The sequence below is a fragment of the Candidatus Chloroploca mongolica genome (genome assembly GCF_004762035.2).
Lineage (GTDB): Bacteria > Chloroflexota > Chloroflexia > Chloroflexales > Chloroflexaceae > Chloroploca > Chloroploca mongolica.
In genome coordinates, this window is record NZ_SIJK02000041.1 from 1 (window position 1) to 25,420 (window position 25,420).

The following is a 25,420-nucleotide window of genomic DNA, read 5'->3' on the forward strand; positions in this document are numbered from 1 at the left end:
AAAAAACGAACGTCATGTCGCTCCCTCGGCGCTTGGATAAAAAACCTACCCCCAAAAGGTACGGGCTCCCCGTGCGGGGGCCCCGTTGTATCCGATTTCGTATGATGCAATCGCGCCGCTCGCAACACTCTGCTTCTTGACAGAGCCATGTCTGGGGTTGTACACTCATATTAGTTCTCGTTGCGTTGCGTAGCGCAACAGTTGGGTTCACTCCCCGTGGGATTGCTGTGTCAACATCGTTTCCTGACCATGTAAGCGACGATCGGCTGGCTGATGATGGGCCACAACCGCGTCGGCGTATTTCGCTCTTTCGGCATCTGATCGAGTGGTTGATCCTGGTGCTGGTGATTGTCGCGAGCATTACGGCAGCACTTACCCTAACTTTGCTCTTTACTGAGCGTCAATACGAGCAGCGCATCTACCCGAATATCAATATTCGAGGGGTGGATGTGAGCGGGATGACAGTCGAAGAGGCACGGGCCGAGGTCGAACGGGCGTACGGGGCTTTTCTCTATAATCCGGTCGAATTACAGTTTCGCGAGCAACTCTGGTATCCTGCAGCTGATGAGCTTGGGTTGCGTCTGGTGATGGACGACGCGTTGGATGAGGCGCTGGCCTATGGGCGAGGCGCTACCCGGCTCGAGAATGTGCGCATGGCGGCGACTGTCTGGCAAGAGGGCATTGATCTGCCGCTTCACCTTGAAATTGATCAGCAGGTGATGCAGCAGTATCTGCTTGGTATTGCTGCGACCATCGAAGATCCGCCGCGTGATGCAGCGCTGTGGCTCCAGGGAGCCACGGTTGTGCAGCAACCAGAACACTGGGGCCGCCAGGTACTGATTGACGAGACGGTGGCCGATATGACGGCGACCGTTCAGGAATTGGTACGTCGCCCGGTGGTCGTGCGCACGCGAGAGGTTGAGCCGCGCTTGCGTGATGCAGAGGTCGCGCCTTTTGCGGATGAACTGCGCTTGATGCTCAGTGAGCCCATTGTGCTCAACGGCTCAACGGGGGCCTGTGTGCAGGGTTGCCAATGGCAATGGTCAATTGACGAACTTGCCTCATGGCTGAGTGTACGGCGCATCGTTGGCGAGGATGGTGAGCCGACCTACGCCATTAGCCTTGATCCCACTGAGATCCGTAATCTGTTACGCCCACTTGCGACGGCGGTACGTGAAGAGGGTACCTTGCCGAGGGTGGCCTGGAATGGCGGCAACCTCGTAATTACGGCCCCTGGGGCCAATGGTCAGGGCATGGACGTTGATCAGGCGGTCGCTGACATACGTTCGCTGCTGGCGCATGAAGAGCGAACGCTCGCGTTGCCAATGGTCGCGATCCCGCCCCCGGTGACGGCGAGTAATCTGGCGAGCCTGGGCATTACCGATCAGGTGGCTTCGGGCATCAGTTCGTTTGCGAACTCTGAGCAGTATCGCATTACCAATATTCGTGCGGGAGCGCGGCGGATGCATGGGGTGCTGATTCCGCCGGGGACACGCTTCTCCTTCAATGATCAGCTTGGGTCGGTTGACGCCGCGAATGGCTTTGTCGAGGGTTTGGCGATTGTCAATAATCGGACGCAGCAGGAGTGGGGAGGTGGGCTGTGTCAGGTTTCGACAACCGTCTTTCGGGCAGCCTTCTTTGGTGGCTTGCCAATCAATGAACGCCATGCCCACGCTTTTCGCATCAGTTGGTATGAAGAACTTGGGGAACCACCAGGGTTTGATGCAGCCATTTTTACCCCGTATAACGATCTTCGTTTTACGAATGATACTGGTCACTGGCTCTTGATGGAGAGCTATGTAGATCTGAGTCGGCAGCGTCTGTCGGTGGCCCTCTATGGAACGCCAACGGGTCGCACGGTGACCTACGATCACCGTGTGGTTGCGCGGACGCCTGCGCCTACGGCCCCGGTCTATGTGAATGATCCGACGAAACCGGTGGGCTATGTACGCCAGAGCGACGTAGCGCGCGGTGGAATCGAGATCGAGTTGTATCGTACGATCACCAGGGGCGGTGAGTCATCGCGGCAGACCTTTGAGACAGAGTTTCGCCCCTGGCCGAATATTTATGTCCGTGGGACAGGGCGTTAAAGGGGGCCTGTGACCCTCAGGAGTCTTGCTTATGCTGGAAAGCCGCCAGCGTAGCTGGCGGCTTTCCAGCATAAGCAATCCCGTTTAAGGGCGCAACTCCTCGGCAATGTCTGGTATACTGAACTAACGGGTAAGCTCTTTTTTTGAGAATGATATTTGTGCTTTTTATCACAATTATGTGAAAAAGGCGACAGCACAGAAGGAAGTGGGCAATGAAGGCTCGCGAGATCATGACCACCGAGGTGATCAGAATCCTGGATGATGCCACCGTTGAAGACGCGGCACGCTTATTGGCGCGCAATCGGATCAGTGGCTTGCCGGTCGTCAATGAGACGGGCATTCTGGTTGGTCTGGTGACCGAGCTTGACCTCATCGCTCGGGAGGGGCGTCTCGTGAGCGATATTATGAGTCGAGGGGTCATCACGATTGGGCCTGAGACCGAAGTTGAGCAGATCCAGCACCTCTTGACCAATCAGCGGATTCGGCGTGTGCCTGTGGTCGAAGATGGCAAAGTGATCGGAATTGTGAGTCGGTCGGATCTTGTGCGCCAGATTGCGATGCGTTGGGTCTGCGGCGTCTGTGGTGAGAGTGTGCGTGGCCTGGAGCCACCTGACTACTGCCCCAGTTGCGGCGCGGGCGCGACGGCGTTTATTCATGATGTGGTGCCGCCTGGTATGTAGGTGAGGAGTGACCAGATGGTCAAAGAAGCAGATATCGTACGCACGTCGTTGGCCGACGAAGATGCCGACGAATTGCGTCACTATTACTATCAAATGCTCTTGCTGCGACGCTTCGAGGAGCGTACGGGCGAGATGTATGTGAAGGCAAAAATTGGTGGTTATTGCCACCTAAATCTTGGCGAGGAGGCGACAATTGTTGGCCTGATGGCCGCGTTGAAACCTGAAGATTATATCTTTACGAACTACCGTGATCATGGCTATGTGCTGGCACGCGGAACCCCGCCCGGGCCAATTATGGCCGAGTTATTTGGCAAAGAGACCGGGGTGAGTGGTGGACGTGGTGGCTCGATGCACCTGTTTGATGCCGAGCGTCATTTTATGGGCGGGTATGCGATTGTCGGGGGGCAGGTGCCCCTCGCGGTCGGTGCGGCCTATGCCCTGCGTTACCAGGAGAAACCCGGGGTCGTGGTGGCCCAGATGGGCGATGCCACAACGAATATCGGTGCTTTTTACGAATCGCTCAACTTGGCGAAACTCTGGAAGTGTCCGGTGCTCTTCTTTATCGTCAATAATGGCTATGGCATGGGAACCTCGGTGGCGATGGGGTCTTCGGAGCCGGATCTCTGGAAGAAGGGGGCTTCGTTCCGCATTCATGGTGAGCAGATCGATGGGACTGATGTGCTGGCTGTACGTGATGCTTGCCGCCGTCTGCGTGATTATGCCGAGCGCGAGGCTGATCCAGTGATCCTTGACATGGTCAGCTTCAGATTTCGCGGGCACTCGGTGATCGACTCGGATCGCTATCGCAACCCTGAGTTTGTGCGCAAAGGCCGTCAGGAGCACGATCCGGTGCGCAATTTTGCGACCTTGCTGCATGAACATGCGATCATTGATGATGCCTGGCTCAAAGCCACCGCCGATCAGGTTGAACACGAGATCCAGGAAGCAATCGATTTTGCCAATGCGAGTTCCGATCCAAAGATCGAGGAGCTCTATCAGTTTATGTATGCCACTGAAGTTGCCAATACACCTGGCCCCGAAGATGCAATCGCGGCGGTGAAGATCAATCGGGGAGAGGTGTAAGATGCCGATTATTACCTATCGTCAGGCGTTGAACGATACACTTGGCGAAGAATTAAAACGTGATCCGAATGTGCTTTTGATGGGTGAAGAGATCGGTGTCTTTCAAGGCTCGTACCGGATCACCGAGGGCTTGCTGCAAGAGTACGGCCCCAAGCGAGTGGTTGACACCCCGATTGCCGAAGAGGGTTTTGTCGGGGTAGCGATTGGGGCGGCGATGCTTGGGTTGCGCCCGGTCGTCGAAATCATGACGATCAACTTTATCCTTGTCGCGATTGATCAGGTTGTGAATCATGCCTCGAAAATCCACTACATGTTTGGGGGGCAAGTGCGGGTTCCCCTGGTGATCCGCACCCCTTCGGGCGGCACCGGCCAGCTCGGCGCGACCCACTCACAGAGTTTCGAAAACTGGTTTGCCTACTGTCCCGGCCTGAAAGTCGTGGCCCCCGCAACCCCGTATGATGCCAAAGGGCTGTTACGGGCTGCGATCCGCGACGATGATCCGGTGATGTTCATCGAGAGTCTGGCGTTGTATGATACCAAGGGCGATGTGCCCGAGGATGACGATTTTGTGGTGCCTATCGGGGTGGCCGAAGTCAAACGCACCGGTACCGATGTAACGGTGATTTCGTATTCGCGGATGACCGCCGTGGCGATGCAGGTTGCCCAGCGCATGGCGAACGAGGGCATCAGTGTCGAAGTTGTTGATTTGCGTTCACTGCGCCCACTTGATCGTCCGACGATCATCGCGTCGGTCAAAAAGACCAATCGCGCCGTCGTGATCGCCGAAGACTGGTATTCGTATGGCGTCACCGCCGAGATTGCAGCCACGATCCAGGAAGAGGCCTTTGACTATCTTGACGCACCGGTTCAGCGTGTCGCAGGCATCGAAACCCCGTTGCCCTATGCCAAAGATCTTTCGGCGGCCTCAAAGCCGAGTGCGCACAGTTTGATCTACGCGATTCGCAAGGTGATGGAGTGAGCTATGGGTGAGATAACAATGCCGCGCCTGTCTGATACGATGTCGGAGGGAGCGGTTGGGCGCTGGCTCAAGAAGCCAGGTGATCAGGTTGAGGTTGGTGAAATTATCGCCGAAATCGAGACCGATAAGGCGACGATGGAACTGGAAGCGTTCGAGAAGGGAACCTTCCAGAAGATTGTGGTGGCTGAGGGTCAGACAGTACCGATTGGCGAAGTGATCGCCTACATTGGGGATGGCCCGGTGGAAGACGCCCCGGCTGCTGCGGCCCCCCCGGCGAGTGCGGCCCCACCAGCGGCCTCGGCGAAGGCGGCTCCGGCGGTTGCCCCGGTGGCGGCGAGTTCCGGTGGAAGTGACGAGAATGGGCGCATCCTGGCATCGCCGGTGGCGCGACGCATTGCCAGCGAACTCGGCATTGACCTGCACCTTGTGGAAGGGACAGGGCCGGGCGGGCGGATTGTGAAAGAGAATGTCGAAGCCTACGCGGCCACAATGTCAGGCACAAAGCCTGCACCTGTAGCCCCGGCAGCGGTGCCAGCCACGCCGCCAACACCGGCCCCGGTTACCCCTACGCCCCCTGCAGCGGCCCCGAAAGCGCCGGCCTCAGCGACGGTGGTTCCGATGTCGCGGATGCGGAAAGCGGTTGCGCGGGCGATGACCGAGGCGAAGCCAGGCATCCCGCACATCTATGTTTCGATGGAGATCGACATGGATGCGGTGATGGCCTTGCGGGCGCAACTGAATGATGCAGGTGCCGCGCCGGTCAAGTTGTCGGTCAATGATCTGGTCGTCAAAGCGGTCGCCAAGACCCTCAAAGCGATTCCAGCCGTGAATACAAGCTTTGTGGTCGGCGAAGATGGGCAACCGGCGATCGCGCATCACGCAGCGATCAATGTCAGTGTAGCCGTTGCGCTTGATGACGGCCTGATTGCGCCGGTGATCAAAGATGCAGACACAAAGAGTGTCGGCACAATTAGCGCTGAGATCCGCACCCTGGCGAACAATGCGCGTGAGGGCAAGATCAAGCAGAACGAGATCGAGGGCGCAACCTTTCAGGTGACCAACCTGGGCATGTTTGGAGTGAGTGAGTTTGGCTCGATCATCACCACGCCGCAAGCGGCATCGCTGGCGGTCGGGGCCGTCCGCAAAATCCCGGTGGTTCGTGACGATGCCATCGTCGTAGGCCAGGTCATGACCGTCACGCTCAGTGCCGATCATCGTGTCGTGGATGGCGCGGTGGCGGCGCAGTTTTTGCAGCAACTCAAAGCCCTGCTCGAGGCCCCGTTGAGCATCCTCGTCTAACGCGAGCTTTGCGGAGATCGAAGGCCTTAGAGACCGACAAAACGGCGGGAACCAGTGGTTCCCGCCGTTTTGTCGGTCTTCTTTACAGAAACTTTACAGAAACCTTAACGAAACCTGAAAAACCTCTGATAGATTAAGAACACCAAGTTACTGAACTCATATCCATAGTGCGTAACAAACCACCCTGGTTAGGCTTTGCGTCACGTCCTTGACCTTGCTGACCAGAGTCTCTCCACGTTCGAGAGTACATCTATCGAGCTTGTTCTCAGACAGCACGATGCATTGGTGTGTGGCTTGATGCGCGTGTACCGCAGGGGTGCGTTTGCGTTCGACGCTTGTGAGGTGAGTCAGTCACGTATGTGGTAACAATGAGAGAAAGAGGAACTCTGGCAAAGTCAAGCACGCCAAGGGAGACGACAAACCTTTGGTTGAGGGCGTTTGCCACGCCAAGACAGGTGGAGCTAAGGTTAGGGGATCAGTGTCAGGAACAGAGTAGTCGTTAGAACAGAGGAGCAAAGTTATGGCCTCATCGCGCAAAGTTGCCGTGGTCGAAGGCGGCGAAGAGATGGCAGTTGCCTACTGGAAGGCAAACCTTCGTCTGATTACAATCCTGCTAGGTATCTGGGCATTTGTATCGTACGTTGCTGGGTATTTGATGGCTGGTATGCTCAGCGGGATCAATCTCGGTCAGGTGCCCCTGAGTTTCTGGATTGTGCAGCAGGGTGCAATCATTACCTTTGTTGTGCTCATCTTCGTCTATGCGGTGGTGATGGATCGGTACGATCAGCGCTTTAACGTCCACGAATAATTGAGGAGACAAGGATGTCGGCAGTAGAAATCTGGACCTGGGCCCTGGTCATTCTGACCTTTGGGATTTACATCTACATCGGATACGCCAGTCGGGTGAGTGATACAAAGGGTTTCTATGTTGCAGGTCAGGGTGTACCGGCGGTAGCGAATGGTGCGGCGACGGCTGCTGACTGGATGAGTGCTGCCTCGTTTATTTCGATGGCTGGCTTGATCTCGGTACTGGGCTTTGAAGGTGCAGTCTATTTGCTTGGCTGGACGGGTGGCTACGTGCTGCTGGCCCTGCTCCTTGCCCCCTATCTGCGTAAGTTTGCCAAATTTACGGTACCTGACTTTGTAGGTGACCGTTACTACTCGTCAACTGCACGTACCATCGCGGCGGTGGCGGCGGTCTTTATTTCGATCACCTATGTTGCCGGGCAGATGCGTGGGGTTGGGGTGGTCTTCAGTCGCTTCCTTGGGATGTCGATTGAAGTGGGTGTGATTGTCGGCATGGTCATTGTGGCGTTCTTTGCGGTAATCGGTGGGATGAAGGGCATTACCTGGACTCAGGTGGCGCAGTACTCGGTGCTCATCATTGCCTTCCTCATTCCCGTTATTGCGATCTCGTTGCAACTGACAGGCAATCCTATTCCTCAGTTGGCACTGATTACGAGTGACCTGGTTCCCCGCTTGAACCAGATCCAGGTTGAGCTTGGCTTCAATGAGTATACACAGCCTTTTGCGAACCGTAGCATGGTTGATGTGATTGCGATCACGATTGCGCTTATGGCAGGTACCGCTGGTCTGCCCCACGTGATTGTGCGTTTCTATACGGTGCCTAATGTGCGTGCTGCACGTTATTCGGCTGGTTGGGCGCTGCTCTTTATCTCGCTGCTCTACCTGAGCGCACCGGTTCTTGCGATCTTTGCTCGCACCAACTTGCTCGAGAGCCTCAATAATAAGCCAATTGCGGAAGTTGAGGAGCTTGGTTGGGTGAAGAGTTGGAAGGCGACAGGTCTGCTTGGTTTCGAAGACAAGAATGGCGATGGCATTCTGCAGATCCGTGGCCCCAAGGCAACTGATGGCATTGCCAACGAATTGACCAAGCTTGACAACGACATCATTGTGCTCTCGACGCCTGAGGTTGCTCAGCTTGCTCCGTTCATCATTGCGTTGATGGCGGCGGGCGGTTTGGCTGCGGCCCTCTCGACGGCCTCTGGTCTGCTCTTGGTCGTTTCGAGTTCGCTTGCGCACGACCTCTATTACCGCCTGATCAACCCGAAAGCAACTGAAGAGCGACGTCTGCTTGTTGGGCGTATCGTGATCTTTGGTGCCGTGGTTGTGGCCGGCTATTTCGGGATCAATCCTCCGGGGTTTGTGGCCGAAGTGGTGGCGTTTGCCTTCGGTCTGGCCGCCGCGAGCTTCTTCCCGATCATTCTGCTGGGCATTTTCGACAAGCGCGCCAATAGCCAGGGTGCGATTGCCGGTATGCTGGTGGGTCTGATCTTTACCGCCGTGATGATTGTGATGATGCAATCGGTGCGGATCTTTGGTACCGCCGAGCCGCTGATGGGTCCCTTTATGGGCATCAGTGCCCAGGGCATCGGCACTCTTGGGATGATCCTCAACTTTGCGGTCACGCTGATCGTTTCGCGGATGACGCCTCCGCCTCCTGCTGAAATCCAGGAACTGGTCGAGTCGGTGCGTATTCCCCGTGGTGCTGGCGCTGCGAGCGCCCACGATTAGGATCGCAGGATCAACCTGAAGCCAATTTGGTTGACTGGGAAAACGCCAGCTAAGCTGGCGTTTTCCCAGTCAACTATCCATCCTTATGGTTATTCAAAGCACATTGACCCCCGAAGAGTTTCGCCGGTATGAACTGAATCGCCATTTTCGGCGCTCGATGTTCTATTTTTATGCCTTTATTTTTGCGGTGCTCACCGTCTATGCCCTTACCAATCCGACAGCACCAATCGCGATCTATGTGGTTGCGCCTGTGCCGTTGCTGGCTTATAGCATCGGGGGCTGGGCTGCGATTATTCGCCGGAGCAATGATCCCGATCTGCCGGCCTTTTTGCCGATGCGGTATGAGTTGACGACAAGTGGCGTGCGTTTGCATACGCCCAAGGGCAATAGTAGTTTCACTTGGTCGGATTTCAAAGCGTGGCGCAAGGCGCTTGGGGTCTATGAGTTGACGCTGCAAAATGGCTTGCTGCTTGTCTTTAGTGAGGCAGCGGTACCCCAGGCTCAAGTAAAATCACTTGAGGATTTGTTTAAAAAACAGATCCAAGATCGCGCATGATCAATTCCAACTCCGTAGCTGTGCAGCCCATTGGCGCCCCGTGCTCACGAGGCGTTCCTGGTGGCGTTCGAGGATGACGTAGGCGATCACCATCAAGAGGCCGATGATCCCGAGCAAGACCCACTGGTTGGCAAAGCGGACGTTTTCGAGCGTCATCCAGGTGACGCCGATGACAAAGAAGGCGATGCCCCCGACAAACGGTACCCGTAGCCGCGTGAGCGCGCCGTAACTCGCCAGCGCCAGTGACTCGCCAAAGAGCAGGATGCTGGTGAAGAGGCTGCCGTCGTTGCGGATCATTTCGATGAAGGTGACGCCAAGCAACAGGATCGTCGCCACGGTTTCGATGAGTTGGGAGACCCGTCGCTGGCCCTGAAAACGCCGGAGACCGGCGGCGAGCGCGAGCAGGTAGAGCCCCGAGGGAAGCACGTACCACTGCGCTTCGCGGAACCCCCAGTCGGCGAGTTGGCAGAGCATCGCCCCGACAAAACTCGCCCCGGCGATATAGGCATAGCCAAGTTCGCGCTCGCGGACGGCGAGGGTGACGAGCAAGAGTCCCAGGTTGACCAGGGCCAGCGTGAGCGGGGGCAAGAGGCCGGTCGCATTCGTGACAAAGCCGACCAGCAGGGCAAGCAAGGTTCCGATCCCCAGCGTGCCAAAGGCACCAGGGCGTTGCCACACCGTTAACCCCAGGCGACTCACCCCCCAACTCGCCAGACTCACGCCCACCATGGCGAGGATCAGCCACGCGGCGATCCAGATTTCGTCAAAGCTGGTGTAGGCAGCAAACCAGAGCCATGCTCCGAGCACACCCAGGCCAAGACTCGCCCAGGCGACGGCTTCGCGCCGTTCGAGACTCGCAATGAGTGCGGTGAGCAGCGCAAGCGCCAAGCTGATGATCGCAGTCATCCCGGCATTCCCGATGGTGCCCACCAGCGCCAGTACGCTCGACAGGAGGGCTGCCCCATAGATTGTGCCGTGGAAGAGCTTCGCCTCGGCGAGTGGTTGCCGGGTTTGCACGGCGCTGCCGAGACGCCAGGCCAGCGCGGCTGCCGCAATCAACCAGGCCAGGCCGAGCAACAGCTGTGAGCCTGCGTCGGCCCAGAAGAATGGCACGCGCACGGTGCCTTCGGCGAGTACAGCGACGACCCAGACCGCCAGCGCTGGTCCGGCCAGCACAGTCTGGCGCAACCGCCCGCCGAGCAGGCCGATCCCAAGCCCGGTCAGGAAGATAGCGATGCCGATGAAGCGGCCATCGGTACTCCAGATGTGTCCTGCGAGGGTCATTGGCAGCAAGAGCATCGCGCCGCCGGCACCAATCGTCAGGGCATCATCCCAGAGGCGAGCCACCAGGCGTTGCGCGGCACGCAGGTGCAAGGCCCAGCCAACGCCAAAGAGAGCGAGCGCTTCGAGGCTACCGAGCAGCAGACTCATGTCGAGCGTAAGTCCGGCGAAACGATGCAGCGCCTCAAGGCTAACCCCGAGCAGCATCAATGAGGCCCAGGCCAGCAAGTGCTGGCGTTCGAGCCAGACCAGAACCCCGGCCAAGAGGGCGAAGAGGCCCGCGACAGCGGCGAGATGCGCAGGGCTTGGCGAAGCGAGCGCAAGCGCCCCGGCGGCGCCTGGCACGGCAGCGAGATAGCCCCAGCGCCAGGCATCGCCCCAGGTGGGCAGGCGGTGATGAATGAACGCACTGAAGAGACCCTGACCAACGACGATCACGGCCAGCATCAGCCCCGCGCCGGCTGGTTCGCCTCCGGGGAACTGCCAGGCCGCCGTGGTGAGCGCGGCCAGATCGAGGCTGAGAAAAGCGAGCGCGAGCATCCACTGGAGCCGGTAGCGCCAGCGGGCGACGAAATAGAGCAGGGTCAGCATGATCCAGGCCAGGCTGAGGTGGGCCGGATCAGCCCATGCCATCAAGGGCGCACCGAGCAGCACCACAAAAGCCACGCGTTCGTAGGGCCACGCATAGGCAGGGCGAAAGCGGCGTAGCCACTGACCGAGCAGCGCCAGGGCGACCGTGAGCGCAATGATGCTATAGGCGAGATCCTCGAACGCAGGTTGCCACGCGAGGAAAAAGCCTTCGCTGGCGGCGAGCAGCACAGCACCAGCGAGCAACAGCGCCGCCGGGTAGCCAACCCGTGGTTGCCGCCAGAGATAGGTGTGCAAACCGAGCAACGCAGCCAGGGCGAGCCAGACGCCGACAGTGAGACCAGGGTAGCGCCAGAACTGAAGCAAGGCAGCACCGGTGGCAACCAGTGCCCAGCCACTGGCCCACCCGAGGCCCGGCCATGTCCAATGGCGGAAGGGGGTTGTGCGCAACCGTTCGCCGCCGAGGCTAAAGATCGCCGCGAGCGCGAGGGCAGCCAGAGCAACAACGCGCACTTGATCAACTGCGGGCACCAGGCGTTCGACCGCAACGGCAACGGCCATACTGACCATGCCAAGCCCAACGGCAGACCAGGCGGCGTAGGGGCGAAGCAGCGCCTGACCGATAAAGATCACCGCCAGCAGCAGAGCGGCAGCCAGGCGATGTTCGTCGCTCGCCAAGGATGATTGACCAGCGAGCAGGCTCACGAGTAGGGCGAGCCCTTGCATGGTGAGATCATAACTGGGACGAAGCCGCCCAGGCCACCAGCGAGCACTGGCAAAAAAGAGGGCGGCCAGGGGCAACAGAGCGAGCGACGTGGCGTTGAGATCATTGAGGCGATCATTGATCACCACCCCGAGCCAGACAAAGAGCAGCACCCCGGCGCTTGCCAGGCTTGCGGTGCTGGACAACGCTACCTGCGTACCGAGCCACGCAAACGAACCGCGCTCGACCAGGATCACAAAGGCGAGGCCAAAAATAATCAGAGGAGGCAAGGCCAGTCGTGTCGCTTCGAGGCTGATCAAGGCCAGCGGCAAGGTCAAGAGCACCAGCACAATAGCTCCAGCGAACCCTGGACGCCTCAGTGGTGGCAAGCGTTGTTCCCCAACGACACTGAGCCCGAGATAGACGAGCGATGCCAGGCCAAAGCTCAATGCATTCAGGGCAAGGTCAGCGTTCAGCGCCATCAAAGTGACGCGCAGTGCTGCAATGGGCAACAACACCGCAGCCCAGAGCCAGGGCTCACGCTGTTCGGTGCGATGCGCAACCCCGGCAAACAACGCGCCTGCCGTGAGTGACATTGCCAGGGCAAAGGGCTCACCGGAGATGCCAAGATCGACCAGCGCAATCAATGCAAGGCAGAGGGGTGCGCCGAAGAGGGCGACGATGCGCGCACCGAAACCTAACCGAGGTAGACTGGATTGAGCGAGGCGGCGTGCGAGGGGCAACACGGCAGTCAGCAGCAGCATGATCGGAAAGAGTTGCCACCCGAGGGTCAACTGACCGAGCGAGGCGGGAAAGAGGTTCGCTGCGGCAACGACGGCAGCCCCGCTATAAAAGGCTCGGCCTGTTCTGCGGGCGGCCACCAGATAGCCGATGAGACTGATGACAGCGGTGAGCAACCATGCCTGACGGGGGGCGAGCTCAAGGAGACCGGGGCGACTGAGCGCAAAGCCAACGACGGGCAAGAGCAGGGCGGCGACAAGCTGGAGATTCTGCCCAGCCGTTGCCAGATCGGGTTTGCTGGTCATCCAGGCCCCACCGGCCCAGATCAGCCCGGTTGTACCCGCGATAATCGTCAACTGGATCAGAGGAGGCAAGACGGCCCAGTTAAAAATGATGAGCGTCAGACTCGACATCAAGAGCAAGAAGGTGCCGAGGAAGAGCAACATGCGTCTTGTGCCGAGGGCAAGGAGGGCCGCACGCACCGAGCGGCGCGTCGTGCGGGGTGTCGATGGCACCACCGGCGTTGGTACACTGCTGAGGGATGGCGTTGGTACGGAGACAAGACTGACCTCACCCGCCGACTCGTTCGTGACTGCTGCAAGGGGAGGAACAGTTGCAGCGGCGAGCGGAGGCGGTAGCAAGGCCTCACCGAGGAGCGGCGCTGCGGGCATTGCAGGCAGCGGGGCGGGCACTGGCGCGGGTGGAGGTTCCTCACCGACGCTCGGTGCTATCGGCATTGTAGGCAACGGGGCGGGCGCTGGTGCGGGTGGGTGGCCCGTGGCGGAGGGCGGGACGAGATCTGGTGCCACTGGGGCGGCATGCTCCCCCATCCCTTCCTGCCCCTGGGCCGGGGCAACCTCTGGTTGACGGGTGAGGAGCGCGACTTCAGCGGCAAGCAACGCACGGACACGATCAGCCTCTTGCGGGGAGATCTGCCCCTGCACCTGCCAACGCGCGACCAGACGGTCGAACTGACTGAAGGTCGCAAGATCAAGTGGCTGTTCGGCCCTGGCTTGGCGGCGTTGCTTGCTCCACCAGACTAGGCCCATCATCAAGACAGCGAACGGTGCGACAAAACAAACGAGGGTTGTGATCAGTGACGTCATCGCAACCTCCCCTGTGGGTTGTACCACATGGCATGGAGCATCTCCTGCACACATTGTACGCCAGGGAAGGTTGCAAAGGGGTAACAAAAATGGGATAGGCTGAAAAGCCATGCCTAGCGAATGCCCCCAACCGGCTTTGCCGGTTGGGGGCATTCGCTAGGCAAAATACGCAAATCTATTCGCGTTCCTCGAAATAGCCGTGGAGGCGGCGGCCCAGCATTGGATCGCGGAGCTTGCGGAGAGCCTCGCTTTCGAGCTGGCGAACCCGCTCGCGGGTGAGGTTCAGGCGGCGTCCAATCTGCTCAAGCGTCATAGCCAGCTCGCCACTGAGCCCATAGCGCAACTGCAGAATATTGCGTTCGCGGGGCGTGAGATGCGCCAGGGCCTCGCTGAGATCCTGGCGGAGCAGCCCGTGGCTAATCTGATCGAGCGGAGAGGGTTGCAATGGATCAGAGATGACCTCGGCCAGCGAGCCAGTTCCGTCGTCGGTATGTGGTTCATCAAGCGAAGCGGGCACGAGAGCGGCCTGTTCGGCTTTAGTGACCTGTTCAGGCGTAAGACCGAGAGCCTCGGCCAATTCTTCGCAAGTCGGATCGCGATCAAGCATCTGGGTCAACTGTTGTCGCATGCGGGCGAGGCGCGACAACCGTTCACCGAGATGCACCGGCAGGCGAACAGTCCGCCCCTGGTCAGCAATAGCACGCCCAACGCTCTGGCGGATCCAGTAGGTTGCGTAGGTCGAAAACTTGAGTCCACGGGTCGGATCGAACTTATCCACAGCCCGCATCAGGCCAAGGCTACCCTCTTGAATAAGATCGAGGAGACTCAGCCCATGGCCCTGATAACGACGGGCAATGCTCACAACGAGGCGCAGATTCGAATGGATCAACTGAGCGCGAGCGCGTTCGCCGGCAAACACCCGCGCCTCGAGCTGCTGCCGTTCGGTCAGGGTCAACGGTTGGGCCTCATGGTCAAGCCGATGGCGTGCCTCGTGGCCTTCTTGCATCACACGGGCAAGATCTTGCTCTTGCCCAAAGGTCAACAATGGCTCATCGCCAATCTCGTTCAGATACAGAATAATCGAATCAGCCGCCAAAGGGCTGTTATAAGCAGAATTTGTCATTAGTCTCCCCTTTCTTTTGCCCACACACCGACGCTGCGAGTCGGTGCTTGACACCAGAAAGACACGGTGGTTCCGATAGAATAAGACGAAGGAACCGGCTGGAGGGATGCGCAAGACAGGGCACATACCTCCCTGGGAGGGAACGTCAAGATTCTATTATGGGATACGGGGGTAAGAAAGGGCTTAGGGAAAGATGAGAAATTGATGAGTATTTTTGGACAACCCAGCTAGCCGACAAAGGCGGGTAGCTGGGTTATCGACAACATCATTATTTAGGCGAGGGCGAGGTCGCGTTTTTTCTTTTCGCGGCGGCGGTCGTCGGAGCTAAGCAATTTTTTACGGATGCGCCAGCCTTGCGGGGTAACTTCAACGAGTTCATCGTCGCCGATGTATTCAACGGCATCATCGAGGGACAGAGTACGCGCCGCATCGAGGCGAACATTTTCGGCCCCTTTATTATTGCGGATATTGGTAAGATGTTTTTCTTTGCAGACATTGACTTCGAGGTCAACATCGCGAATATGTTGGCCGACCACCATACCTTCGTAGACTTCCTGGCCGGGGGTGACGAAAAAGGTGCCGCGATCCTGCACCTGATTGAGGCCATAAGTCGAAACTTTGCCGGTCTCGGAGGCAATCAGGGAGCCATTTTCGCGAGAATTAATCTCACCGCTGACAGGTTCATAGGCATAAAAGAGACTATTGAGAATACCGGTACCACGGGTTGCGGTCAAGAAGAGTTGGCGAAAGCCGAGCAAGCCACGGGTCGGCACGACATAGACATAATGGACGCTACCATCATCACGGACGTGCATATCACGCATCTCGCCCTGGCGTTTACCGAGCAATTCGACGACAACCCCCTGATAATCACTCCCGACCTCGATCTCGACCAATTCCATTGGTTCAAGGGAGACCCCGCGCTCATCTTCGTGAAAAATAACCTCGGGCTTCGAGACCTGGAACTCATAGCCTTCGCGGCGCATGTTTTCGATCAGAATACCAAGGTGCAACTCGCCGCGGCCACTAACGAGAAAGACATCGGCGCTTTCCGTATCTTGAACCTTAAGGGCCACATCGCGCTCGGTCTCTTGATAGAGGCGTTCGCGGAGCTTACGGGACGTCACAAAGGTCCCTTCGCGCCCGGCGAAGGGACTGTTATTGACGCCAAAAGTCATGCGCACCGTCGGCTCTTCAACATTGATGGTTGGCAAGGCCTCGGGTTGGAGGGCATCAGCGATCGTCTCGCCGATATTGGCATCACCGATACCAGCGAGGGCGATAATATCACCGGCCTGGACACTCTCGGCATCGTGGCGTTGCAGACCATTGTAGACAAAGAGTTGGCTAATCTTGGCGGGGAACTGTGCCCCGGTGCGGTCAATGCGCACCAACGGCTGGCCGCGATTCAGCGTACCGCGATAGAGGCGCCCGGTAACAATTTTGCCCTTATACTCATCATACGAACTTGTGGTCACGAGGAACTGGGCAGGGCCGTGGGCATCCACATCGGGGGCAGGGATGCGATCAATGATGGCCTCGAAGAGCGGCTCAAGCGAATCGTGGAGTTTCAGAGGCGAGCGAGCCGCGTGGCCGAGGAGGGCATTGGTAAAGATCGTCGCAAACTCGGCCTGCTCATCGCTGGCACCGAGATCAACAAAGAGGTCAAAGGTAGCATTGACGACCCAGTTGGGGCGAGACTGAGGGCGATCAATTTTATTGATCACCACAATCGCGCGGTGACCAGCCTGCAGCGCCTTGCGCAAGACAAATTTTGTCTGGGGCATCGGGCCATCAACGGCATCAACGAGCAAGAGCACGCCATCAACCATATTCATCACCCGCTCGACCTCGCCGCCGAAATCGGCATGGCCGGGGGTATCAACAATATTGATCTTGGTACCACGGTAACTGACGGCGGTTGTTTTCGAAAGAATCGTGATCCCGCGTTCACGCTCAATCGCATTCGAGTCCATGACCCGCGCTTCGACGGTCTGATTGTCACGGAAAATGTGGCTCTGCTTGAGCATCGCGTCAACCAGGGTTGTTTTGCCATGATCAACGTGGGCAATGATCGCAATGTTACGGATATCGGTACGGCGCATAAGGCTCCTGAGTTTATGTTTGTGCTGGCACGCAGCCAGCTGCGCTGGCTGCGTGCCAGCACAACGTGAGTTTTTGGGAGCTATATTTAGGGCCGCAGGCCCCATCCCCCTGGGAGCTCAACATCTTATTGTACCATGATCTATGGTTGAAGCGATTCTGGTTGCCCAGGCAGGTTGACTCGTGTACAATGCCCACAGATTATTGTCTTGCATTTGAGCTTGATTTGAGGTGCGATGACCAGTGTTGATCTGCCACGGAACGCAACTGCCACCCCGTCACTGGCTGCGTCTGCCGAGCGTTCTGGCCCCTGGTTGTTGACGGTAGAGCATCTGGCCTATCTCCTGCTTGGGGTGGTCGCTCTGTTCGCACATGTGTGGGCGCTCGGAGATCGGTCGCTGCATCACGATGAGACGTTGCATGCGTCGTATTCGTGGTTTCTGCTGGTTGGACGAGGGTATATTCACGATCCGTTGCTGCACGGACCGTTGCTCTATTATCTAGGGGCCCTCGGCTATTTTCTCTTTGGGGATAATGATTTCACGGCACGGTTGATGCCGGCGCTGGCTGGGACGGCGCTGACGCTGACGCCGTATCTCTTGCGACGTGAGCTTGGGCGTCCAGCCGCGTTGCTTGCGGCGGTCTATCTGCTCGTGTCGCCCGTGTCGCTCTATGTGGGGCGTTTCTTCCGCCACGACATTTATTCGGTGCTGTGTGAGATCCTGGTCTTTGTGGCAATTGTGCGCTATGTGAGTACGCGGCAGTTCCGCTGGTTGATGATTGGTGCGGCAGCATTCGGGTTGATGTTCATCAATCACGAGTCGAGTTATCTCTTTTTGCTGATCATGCTGGCCCCGCTTGCCATCGTGTTTCTGTGGCAGGTCTATCGGCCTGGAATTGTCCTGGTTGCGTTGCTGGGGGTGGTGGTGGCGGCGCTGATTTTTGTTGTGCCCGGGCGGGCACTGGTTGATGGGGGCCATCATGCCATTCGCGATCCAGAGACCGGGGCGATGCAGATTGAGCGCCCCGGTCTTTTTGGGTGGCCGCCGCTGCCGACCGACGATAATGGGTATGCGTTGCTGGTGCGCAATCGCGATGATGCGAGTGGTGGGCAAAGCCTCTTTGCCAATCTGGTAATCTATGTCGGTGAGTTGCTGCGCTTTTTTGCGCATCCGGCGGTGGTGCTGGCAACTGGGTTGGCGCTGGGGACATTGAGTGCGCTGATCTATCTGATCTGGCGTCGGCCCGGGGTTGATGGGCAAACGCCCTGGGAGCTTGCCTATGCGCAGGAGGCTCCGTCGGCGCAGGTCTTTGCGAGTCTCGGGGGAGAGCGGCGCTGGTTGCCTCCATTGCTGCTTTTTGGGGCGATTTATCTGATTGGCTTCACCGCTTTCTTCACGAATATCCTCGGGGCGATCAGCGGGGTGGCTGGTTCATTGCTCTACTGGTTGGCCCAGCATAATGTTGAGCGCGGGGGTCAACCGGGGCACTATTACCTCTTTTTGCTTGGTGTGTACGAGCCGTTGCTGCTGATCTTTGGGGGTATCGGGCTGATTCTGGTGGGAATCTGGCTGGTGCAGCATGTGCGCGGGGTGGATGTGACGCAAGCGGTAACACCGGTCAATTTTGCGGTGCTGCTGGTAGCCTGGTGGTCACTGGCGGCCCTGGGGATGTATACCTGGGCTGGCGAGAAGATGCCGTGGTTGACGATCCATATCACGCTGCCCTTTACCCTACTGGCGGGCTGGACGGTGCAACAACTGGTCTGGGGGCGACATGCGCGACCAACGACCGATGCGCCCCTGCCGACGGTGGCTCCGCGCCCGGCCTGGGTGATCTACGGAGCACTCTTTACGGCGATTAGCGGGCTGAGCTTTACCCTGATGACCATGGTCGTGACCTACGGCGAAGAGGCGCGCCTCTATCCGTGGATGGTGGTGGCGGCGACGCTTGTCTTGGTTGCGTTGCTTACGATTGGCATTGGTTTGCGCTGGGGCGCTCGAGCGGCCACCGGGATGCTTGTGACATGTGTCGTGCTCGCGCTGAGCGTGTATACTATGCGTAGCACCGTGCGCCTGGTCTATGTCAATGGGGATGTGCCCCGCGAGCCGATGGTCTATACGCAGACATCGCCTGATGTCATGCGAGTGGTTCGGCGTGTGGAAGAAGCGTCGATACGACGTGGTCGCGGCCTGGCGATGCCGGTGATCTATGATAATGAGACGGTCTGGACGTGGTACCTACGCAATTTCAGCAATGCGCGACGTGTATCGGGAACGCTGGGAACGGCACCGGGCAACGAGGTGATGGCAGTCTTTCTGTTGCAAGAAAATCTTGACCGGTTCCCGGAGAATCGTACAATCCTGGAGGGTTTTGTTGTGCAGCGCTACCCGTTGCGCTGGTGGTTTCCTGAAGATCAGGTCTACCGCCTTGGGCCAGGTTGGCGGGACGTACCGCTCGAGCAGGCTTCACTGGTAGGGCAGTTGTTGCGCAATCCTTTTGATCGCCAGGTTGGCGAGCGCTGGTGGCGGTTTTTGATCTTCCGTGACCCTGGGGCAGCGCTTGGTTCAAGCGACTTTGTCATCGCCGTGCGCCCCGAACTTGCGAACCAGATCGGAATTGGTCTTAGTGGACAGCTTGATGGTGGAACAAGATAGAACATGGCAGTTGAGACCATTGATCCAAACCCACGCCCATTTGCCCTGACCCGTGCTTTTGATCTGGCGCGGGTGCGATGGGAAGTGGTTGCCTATACGCTGATTATCATTGCCAGTGTGATGGCCCATCTCTGGGGCCTCGACCGGATGGCGCTGCATCATGATGAGAGCATTCATGCCTGGTCGAGTTGGCGGCTTTATACCGGTGCTGGCGGCTTTAACTGCTGGAGCGGAGTGGAGGTAGAGGGCCGCCCCCGCATTGATCGCGTTTCGCCGACCTACTGTTATGATCCGGTCTATCATGGACCGTCACTCTACTATTTCACGGCGCTCGCCTATTTCCTCTTTGGCGATGGCGACGCCCAGGCGCGCCTACCGATGGCGGTCGCTGGCATGCTCCTGGTCGCCTCGGCCTGGTGGCTCCGGCCCTATGTTGGGCGTGAGGGTGCCCTGGTGGCGGCGCTATTGCTCGGGTTTACGCCGGCCTTACTCTACTATACGCGTTTTGCACGCCACGATGGCCTGATGGTGCTCTGGGAACTGTGGATGTTCATCGGGGCGCTGCGCTGGCTTGACACCGGCAAGGCCCGGTGGCTCTATTTGACAGCGGTGGCAATCGCCCTGGCGGTTGCAACGCATGAACTCTACTACATTCTCTTCTTTATTTTTGGCGTCTTTGTATTAATGCGCTTGCTGGCCGAGAGTCGCTTTGCCCGCTATTTGAACTTCTTCTTGCTTGGCGTCATGGCGCTGGCACTGGTCTTGATGGTCTTTAACCCGCGCATCCCGGTTGGTCAGGGGCTCTATTTTGGCGAAAAAGCCTTTCTGGTTGCGACGGCCTTTCTGCTTGCCTGGCTCTGTCAGAGTCTGTGGGAGCCACAGCCCATCTTGATTCCGCGGCTTCAGGAGTTGTGGCGTGAGCGGCGTGAGACGATCTGGATTGCGCTGGGCATCCTTGGATCGATCTATCTTGTGTTCTACTCTTCATTCTTTATTTACATGCGGGGAGCGCTTGATGGATTATATGCGGGGTTAGCGTACTGGTTGGGCAGCCAGCAAGAGTATGCGCGGGGCGATCAGCCGTGGTACTACTACCTGATCCTCTTGCCGCTCTATGATCCGCTGGCGTTCGCGGCTGGCATTGGCACTGTGGTCGCAATGATTGTGGCGGTGGCGCAGCGCCTGCTTGCCGCCCGCAAAGCGCGGGTACCGGAGGCTTCAGCCGAAGACGAGCAGGCTCCGGCGGCTGAGGCGGCAGTTGTCGTGCCGGCCAAACCGTGGCCGCTCTATCCATTGCTGACCGTCTTCTGGTTCTGGACGGCGCTGATCATCTTTTCGTGGGCAGGCGAGAAGATGCCGTGGCTGGTCGTGCATATGGCGCTGCCGGGCAACCTCTTGATGGCATGGGTGATTGCGAAGATGATCGAAGCGGCCAGACCAACCCCATCTGCCGAGGATGGTGTTGGAGAAGGCAGGCCGTTCGCGAGAGCGACGATCTGGCTCGTCCCGGTACTGACCAGTTTGATTGGGGTTGCCGTGAGCGTTGCGCTCTGGCGACTGGGCGAGACCGGGGCAGGGCAAGAGGCGCAGCGGAACTTTTTGCAAGGATTGGTGCCCCTCCTGATTGCCGGCGGCATGATCTACTGGTTGCTGACGCTGGCGCATCACCTTGGTGCCCGCCAGGTAGCCGCGGTCGCGGGGTTGACGCTGGTGGTGCTGGTTGGAGCGTATACGATCCGAGCCACCTGGCTGGTGGTCTATACCCATCCAGATACGCCGATCGAGCCGATGATCTACACCCAGACCGCCCCGGATGTGCCGCGGCATGTCGCCGATGTGCGCGAACTGGCGATCAATCTGACCCGTAGCTCACGCACCCCGGAGGATGTAACTGGTGGCTTGAGCATGCCGATCATTGTTGATAGTGGCGGGCCGTCGGGTGACGGTTCACTGGCGTGGCCGTTGCAATGGTACTTCCGCGAATTCCAGCGGGTTGCCTGGACGAAACGCGAGGACTTTCAGACGAATCCGACGCAAAGCACCTTCGAGGCGCAGATGCCCGACGGCACCACGGTGCTCGCCCCGGTGGTCATGCTCTACAAGCCCCATGTGACCACTGAAGTGCGCAACGTATTGAGTGAAGCATATGTGCAGCCCTACGGTCCGGCGAGCGTCTTCAACTGGTGGTTCCCCGAAGGGGACAAGTGTTCACCGCAGAGTCCGGGGTACAAACGCTTTTATTACAGTACCTGGACGCCACGCGATCAACTGGAGGGCACATCGGAAGGGGGCGGATGTGGGCGCGACATTTCGGCGGAGGTCTATGGGCCATTTGAAGTGCTGATGTGGCCGTTCCGGCGTGAAAACTGGGGTACGTTGGGTAAATATGTGCTCTATCGCGAACTGCCCTACCCACTTGTGCCAGGCGCACGCGAGATGGAATTCTGGTTGCGGCGCGATCTAGCGGGTGGAGTTGGTGAGGCGAGCGGAATAGGGAGCGGCACGACCGGCGCGGCACCGTCGTTGCGTCTGGTAGCACAGCAGGTTGCAGCGGGGCCACTGGAAGGCGGCAACCCGACCGGGGCGGCGGTTGATGCCAATGGCAACCTCTATGTAGCCGACACCGGGCGGCACCAGATCCACGTCTTTAGCGCCACAGGTGAACTAATTCGCACCATCGGTGGTTTTGGCAACGAACCGGGCCAGTTGTACGAGCCACGTGGCCTAGCCGTAGACAGCGCGGGCAACCTCTATGTGGCCGACACCTGGAACGCACGGGTGGTCAAATACGATCCCGAGGGACGGGTTATAACAACTTGGGGTTCGGGTGAGAGCGATCTGGCCGACGGGCGACGGGCGACGATCACCGATGGCGACCCGGTACGCAATGAGGCCAATCCGCTGGGCTTCTTTGGGCCACGCGGCATAGCCGTTGATAATGAAGGCAAGGTCTATATTGCCGATACCGGCAACCGGCGCATTGTCGTCACCGATGATATGGGCGCCTTCCTCTACCAGTTTGGAGGGGCGGGGAGTGAGCTCGGCCAGTTCAATGAGCCGACCGGGGTGGCCGTCGATGCACGGGGCAATGTCTTTGTCGCCGACATCTGGAATGGGCGGGTGCAAGTCTTTACGCCGGATGGGTCAGGGCGGGTGAGCAGCATCCCGCTGGTGACCTGGCGGATCAGCGGGTGGAATGAAAACACCTATGATGACCCGTCGATTGCCGTAACCGCTGAAAGTACCGTTTTTGTTAGTGTACCGGCTAGCAATCAGGTGCTTGCGTTCAACCTGCGGGGTGATCCACTGCTGCGCTGGGGTGGGCCAGGCGAGGATCTTGCCTCACTGAATGGACCGAGTGGGATGGCCGTTGATGCCGACGGAGGAGTGTGGGTGACTGATCGCCTAGCGGGACGGGTGCTCTATTTTGTATTACCAGCAATCCAGATGCCATGATTTCACGGACAGCCGATTACAGCTATCTCAACCATTATGTGCCCCCGGTCACCGAAGGGGTCAGTGAACCCTGGCGACAAGCACTGGCGCGCCTGGGCGACTATACGACGTTGATTATCCGCGCAACGAATCTTCGTCCACGCGAAGTGGTCTTTTATGGGCAGACCGAAGCGCACCTACTGGTGCGGATCTCGACCTTGAATGAACACCTCATCCTGCGCATTGCCCCGGAGGATGATCTGAGCGGCTACATCTTTTTCATGCGCTGCCTGAATGGGCAACAACTCCCTGGGCCACAGATTATCCAGCGTGATCTTTCACGGAGCCTCTTGCCCTTTGCGTATACGCTTGAAACCTACGTACCCGGGGGCAGCGCGGCTGACCTGACGGAACCGCACCTCTTGCGGGGTGCTGGGCGTCAGGCGGGGCGCGCCTTGCGGCGGATGCAGCGGGTGACGACACCGGGGACATGGCGGCCCAACAAGCATGGGCGCTGGCCAACGCAGCGCTGGCAGACGACGCTGACACGGCTCGGCCACTCGTTTGCCCCGCCGCCTACTGATAGCCTCGTTTTCAGCGAGGCTGAACAGGAGGCCGTTGCGCGTCTGCTTGATGATCCGCGGCTGATTTGCGAGCATCCCGTCTTGATGCACGGCAACTTTGGGCCAGGTGCCGTCCGCTGTACATCGGGGCCACATGTGCATCTTGAGGCCCTGGTCGAACCGGGAGCGTGTGTTGGTGGTGACGGTCTCTTTGACCTGGCGACGGGCCTCTGTGCAAACTATCCTGCCGCCTGGCGCGAGGGTCTACTCGACGGTTACTGCTCGACGATGCCGTTGCGTGAAGAAGAACAAACACGCTTACCGCTGCTACGGTTACTGGCGAGCTACTGGCTTGCCTCGTATCGCTACAGTCGCGCCTTGCCCCACGAAGCCGCCCGTGACGAAGCGCGGAGTTTGCTTGAAACCGTGGCAGGTATGCCGAGCCGACAGGGGGCATGATGAGTATCAACCCGGAGATCCTGGTCTATCCGACGGTCGAAGAAGCGCAGGCGGCCACAGCGAGTCAGATGGCAGCCCTGTTTGCCCAACGTTCCCGTGCCCTGGTTGTGCTTTCGGGAGGTTCGGCCCCGCCGGGGGTCTTTCACCAGTTGTGTCAGGCTCCCCTGCGCAACATGGTACCGTGGCACACCTTGAGCATCCTCTGGGCCGACGAGCGGCTCGTACCTTTTCATGATCGCGAAAACAACTATTTTCAGACTCGGCAAACCCTGCTTGACCATGTGCCCATCCCTTCCGAGCAGGTCTTTCCTGTGGCGACCTATTATCCGGTAGAAGAAGCCGCCCGGGTCTACCAAAACCAGGTCGAGGCGTTGCTTGAGCGCCATGCGGGGCAGATCGATCTTGCCTTGCTTGGCATGGGGCCTGATGGTCACACGGCGTCGCTCTTCCCCGGTTTTCCCCAGCTTGAGGCTAGCCCGGAAACACTCGTTGCGCCCGTCACCGATGCACCGAAGCCTCCGCCAACACGAGTGACGTTGACGGCCCATGCGCTCAATCGGGCGCGTCGGGTCATCTTTCTTGTGGCCGGGGCCGACAAAGCCCCGATGGTACGTCAGGTGTTACAAGGTGCTTATGATCCACAACGCTTGCCAGCGCAACTGGTGCGTCCGCCCGCTGGGCGGGTGACCTGGATGCTTGATGCGGCTGCCGCACGTGAGCTTTCATGATGAGGAGGAACGATGTTCAAAGCGTACAAAAAGCAGGATGATCAGAATACTGCTGCCGAAGCCGGGAGGGTGCCTCCGGGACAGTATGTGACGGACAAGTTCCCGGTACTCCACTATGGCAATGTTCCTTCGTATCCTGATGTAGAGCAGAATTGGGATCTGCGTGTGTGGGGGGAACTTGAAACGACCGCACGCCTGAGCTTTGCCGAATTCCGAGCTTTGCCAACGGTCGAGATTGTGACCGACATTCATTGCGTAACCCGTTGGAGCAAGCTTGATACACGATGGGGAGGGATGCGGTTCAGTGATTTTCTGCAGGCGATCCCGGCCCTGTTGCCGACGGCAACGCATGTCATTGCGCACTGCGAATATGGCTTTACCGCGAATGTGCCGCTGGAGGTTCTGCTGCACCCCGATGCGCTGCTAGCCTATACGTATGAGGGTGAAGAATTGACCCCCGAGCATGGCTATCCTTTGCGCTTGCTCACGCCGGGCAAATATTTCTGGAAGAGTGCCAAATGGCTACGTGGGCTTGAGTTTCTGAGCCATGACAAGCTTGGTTTCTGGGAGCGCTACGGGTACAACAATCATGCCGATCCGTGGAAAGAGGAGCGCTACGCGGAATAACGGACGCCGTAACTGTTCACACTTGGGGTAAGAGGCAAAGCCCGGGAACGAGGGCGGGACGCCCTCGTTCCCAGGAGAATCCTG

General features: G+C 58.6%; 16 protein-coding genes. 13 read left to right on the forward strand and 3 right to left on the reverse strand.

Annotated elements, in window-relative coordinates; translation table 11 throughout:
• Nucleotides 1-227: 227 nt before the first annotated feature.
• The 8 genes from EYB53_RS18585 to EYB53_RS18620 all read left to right on the forward strand — a co-directional run bounded on the left by EYB53_RS18585 (nt 228) and on the right by EYB53_RS18620 (nt 9,222).
• On the forward strand, nt 228-2,090 hold the full coding sequence (locus EYB53_RS18585; RefSeq protein WP_371879135.1) for a VanW family protein: 1,863 nt from the start codon (nt 228-230) through the stop codon (nt 2,088-2,090).
• 212 nt (nt 2,091-2,302) lie between these two features.
• Complete coding sequence (locus EYB53_RS18590) at nt 2,303-2,770, forward strand: CBS domain-containing protein (RefSeq protein ID WP_135479896.1); 468 nt, start codon at nt 2,303-2,305, stop codon at nt 2,768-2,770.
• 15 nt (nt 2,771-2,785) lie between these two features.
• Nucleotides 2,786-3,853: a pyruvate dehydrogenase (acetyl-transferring) E1 component subunit alpha gene (gene pdhA / locus EYB53_RS18595; RefSeq protein WP_135479897.1), complete on the forward strand. Its 1,068-nt coding sequence runs from the start codon at nt 2,786-2,788 to the stop codon at nt 3,851-3,853.
• Nucleotide 3,854: 1 nt separating this feature from the next.
• Nucleotides 3,855-4,832: an alpha-ketoacid dehydrogenase subunit beta gene (locus EYB53_RS18600; protein WP_129670316.1), complete on the forward strand. Its 978-nt coding sequence runs from the start codon at nt 3,855-3,857 to the stop codon at nt 4,830-4,832.
• 3 nt (nt 4,833-4,835) lie between these two features.
• Nucleotides 4,836-6,131, forward strand: coding sequence for a dihydrolipoamide acetyltransferase family protein (locus EYB53_RS18605; RefSeq protein WP_135479898.1), 1,296 nt, complete (start codon nt 4,836-4,838; stop codon nt 6,129-6,131).
• Between the two features lie 520 nt (nt 6,132-6,651).
• Entirely contained in the window at nt 6,652-6,939 is a 288-nt protein-coding gene (locus tag EYB53_RS18610) for a DUF4212 domain-containing protein (protein WP_167857475.1), read from the forward strand.
• Nucleotides 6,940-6,953: 14 nt separating this feature from the next.
• Entirely contained in the window at nt 6,954-8,666 is a 1,713-nt protein-coding gene (locus tag EYB53_RS18615) for a sodium:solute symporter family protein (RefSeq protein WP_135479899.1), read from the forward strand.
• Nucleotides 8,667-8,751: 85 nt separating this feature from the next.
• Nucleotides 8,752-9,222, forward strand: coding sequence for a hypothetical protein (locus EYB53_RS18620; protein ID WP_135479900.1), 471 nt, complete (start codon nt 8,752-8,754; stop codon nt 9,220-9,222).
• Here EYB53_RS18620 and EYB53_RS18625 read toward each other — a convergent pair whose 3' ends face one another.
• The 3 genes from EYB53_RS18625 to typA all read right to left on the reverse strand — a co-directional run bounded on the left by EYB53_RS18625 (nt 9,223) and on the right by typA (nt 16,869).
• Nucleotides 9,223-13,641 carry a hypothetical protein gene (locus EYB53_RS18625; RefSeq protein ID WP_135479901.1) on the reverse strand — a complete coding sequence of 1,473 codons (4,419 nt, stop codon included), beginning with the start codon at nt 13,639-13,641 and terminating at the stop codon, nt 9,223-9,225. It lies immediately after the preceding gene.
• Between the two features lie 175 nt (nt 13,642-13,816).
• Entirely contained in the window at nt 13,817-14,764 is a 948-nt protein-coding gene (locus EYB53_RS18630; protein ID WP_135479902.1) for a sigma-70 family RNA polymerase sigma factor, read from the reverse strand.
• Nucleotides 14,765-15,036: 272 nt separating this feature from the next.
• Nucleotides 15,037-16,869: a translational GTPase TypA gene (typA, locus tag EYB53_RS18635; protein ID WP_135479903.1), complete on the reverse strand. Its 1,833-nt coding sequence runs from the start codon at nt 16,867-16,869 to the stop codon at nt 15,037-15,039.
• 234 nt (nt 16,870-17,103) lie between these two features.
• Between typA and EYB53_RS18640 the strand changes: the two genes are divergently transcribed.
• The 5 genes from EYB53_RS18640 to EYB53_RS18660 are packed head-to-tail and all read left to right on the forward strand — an operon-like array spanning nt 17,104 to nt 25,336.
• The gene (locus tag EYB53_RS18640) at nt 17,104-19,524 is read left to right on the forward strand and encodes a flippase activity-associated protein Agl23 (RefSeq protein WP_135479904.1); all 2,421 of its coding nucleotides are present in this window, start codon (nt 17,104-17,106) and stop codon (nt 19,522-19,524) included.
• 3 nt (nt 19,525-19,527) lie between these two features.
• Nucleotides 19,528-22,980 (forward strand): flippase activity-associated protein Agl23, encoded by a 3,453-nt coding sequence (locus tag EYB53_RS18645; RefSeq protein ID WP_135479905.1) that lies wholly within the window; start codon nt 19,528-19,530, stop codon nt 22,978-22,980.
• The gene (locus EYB53_RS18650; RefSeq protein WP_135479906.1) at nt 22,977-23,981 is read left to right on the forward strand and encodes an aminoglycoside phosphotransferase family protein; all 1,005 of its coding nucleotides are present in this window, start codon (nt 22,977-22,979) and stop codon (nt 23,979-23,981) included. Before EYB53_RS18645 ends, EYB53_RS18650 begins: the two co-directional genes overlap by 4 nt.
• Entirely contained in the window at nt 23,978-24,709 is a 732-nt protein-coding gene (gene pgl / locus EYB53_RS18655) for a 6-phosphogluconolactonase (protein WP_135479907.1), read from the forward strand. The genes EYB53_RS18650 and pgl overlap by 4 nt, the downstream gene beginning before the upstream one ends.
• A 12-nt stretch (nt 24,710-24,721) precedes the next feature.
• Nucleotides 24,722-25,336: a sulfite oxidase-like oxidoreductase gene (locus tag EYB53_RS18660; RefSeq protein ID WP_135479908.1), complete on the forward strand. Its 615-nt coding sequence runs from the start codon at nt 24,722-24,724 to the stop codon at nt 25,334-25,336.
• Nucleotides 25,337-25,420: the final 84 nt, after the last annotated feature.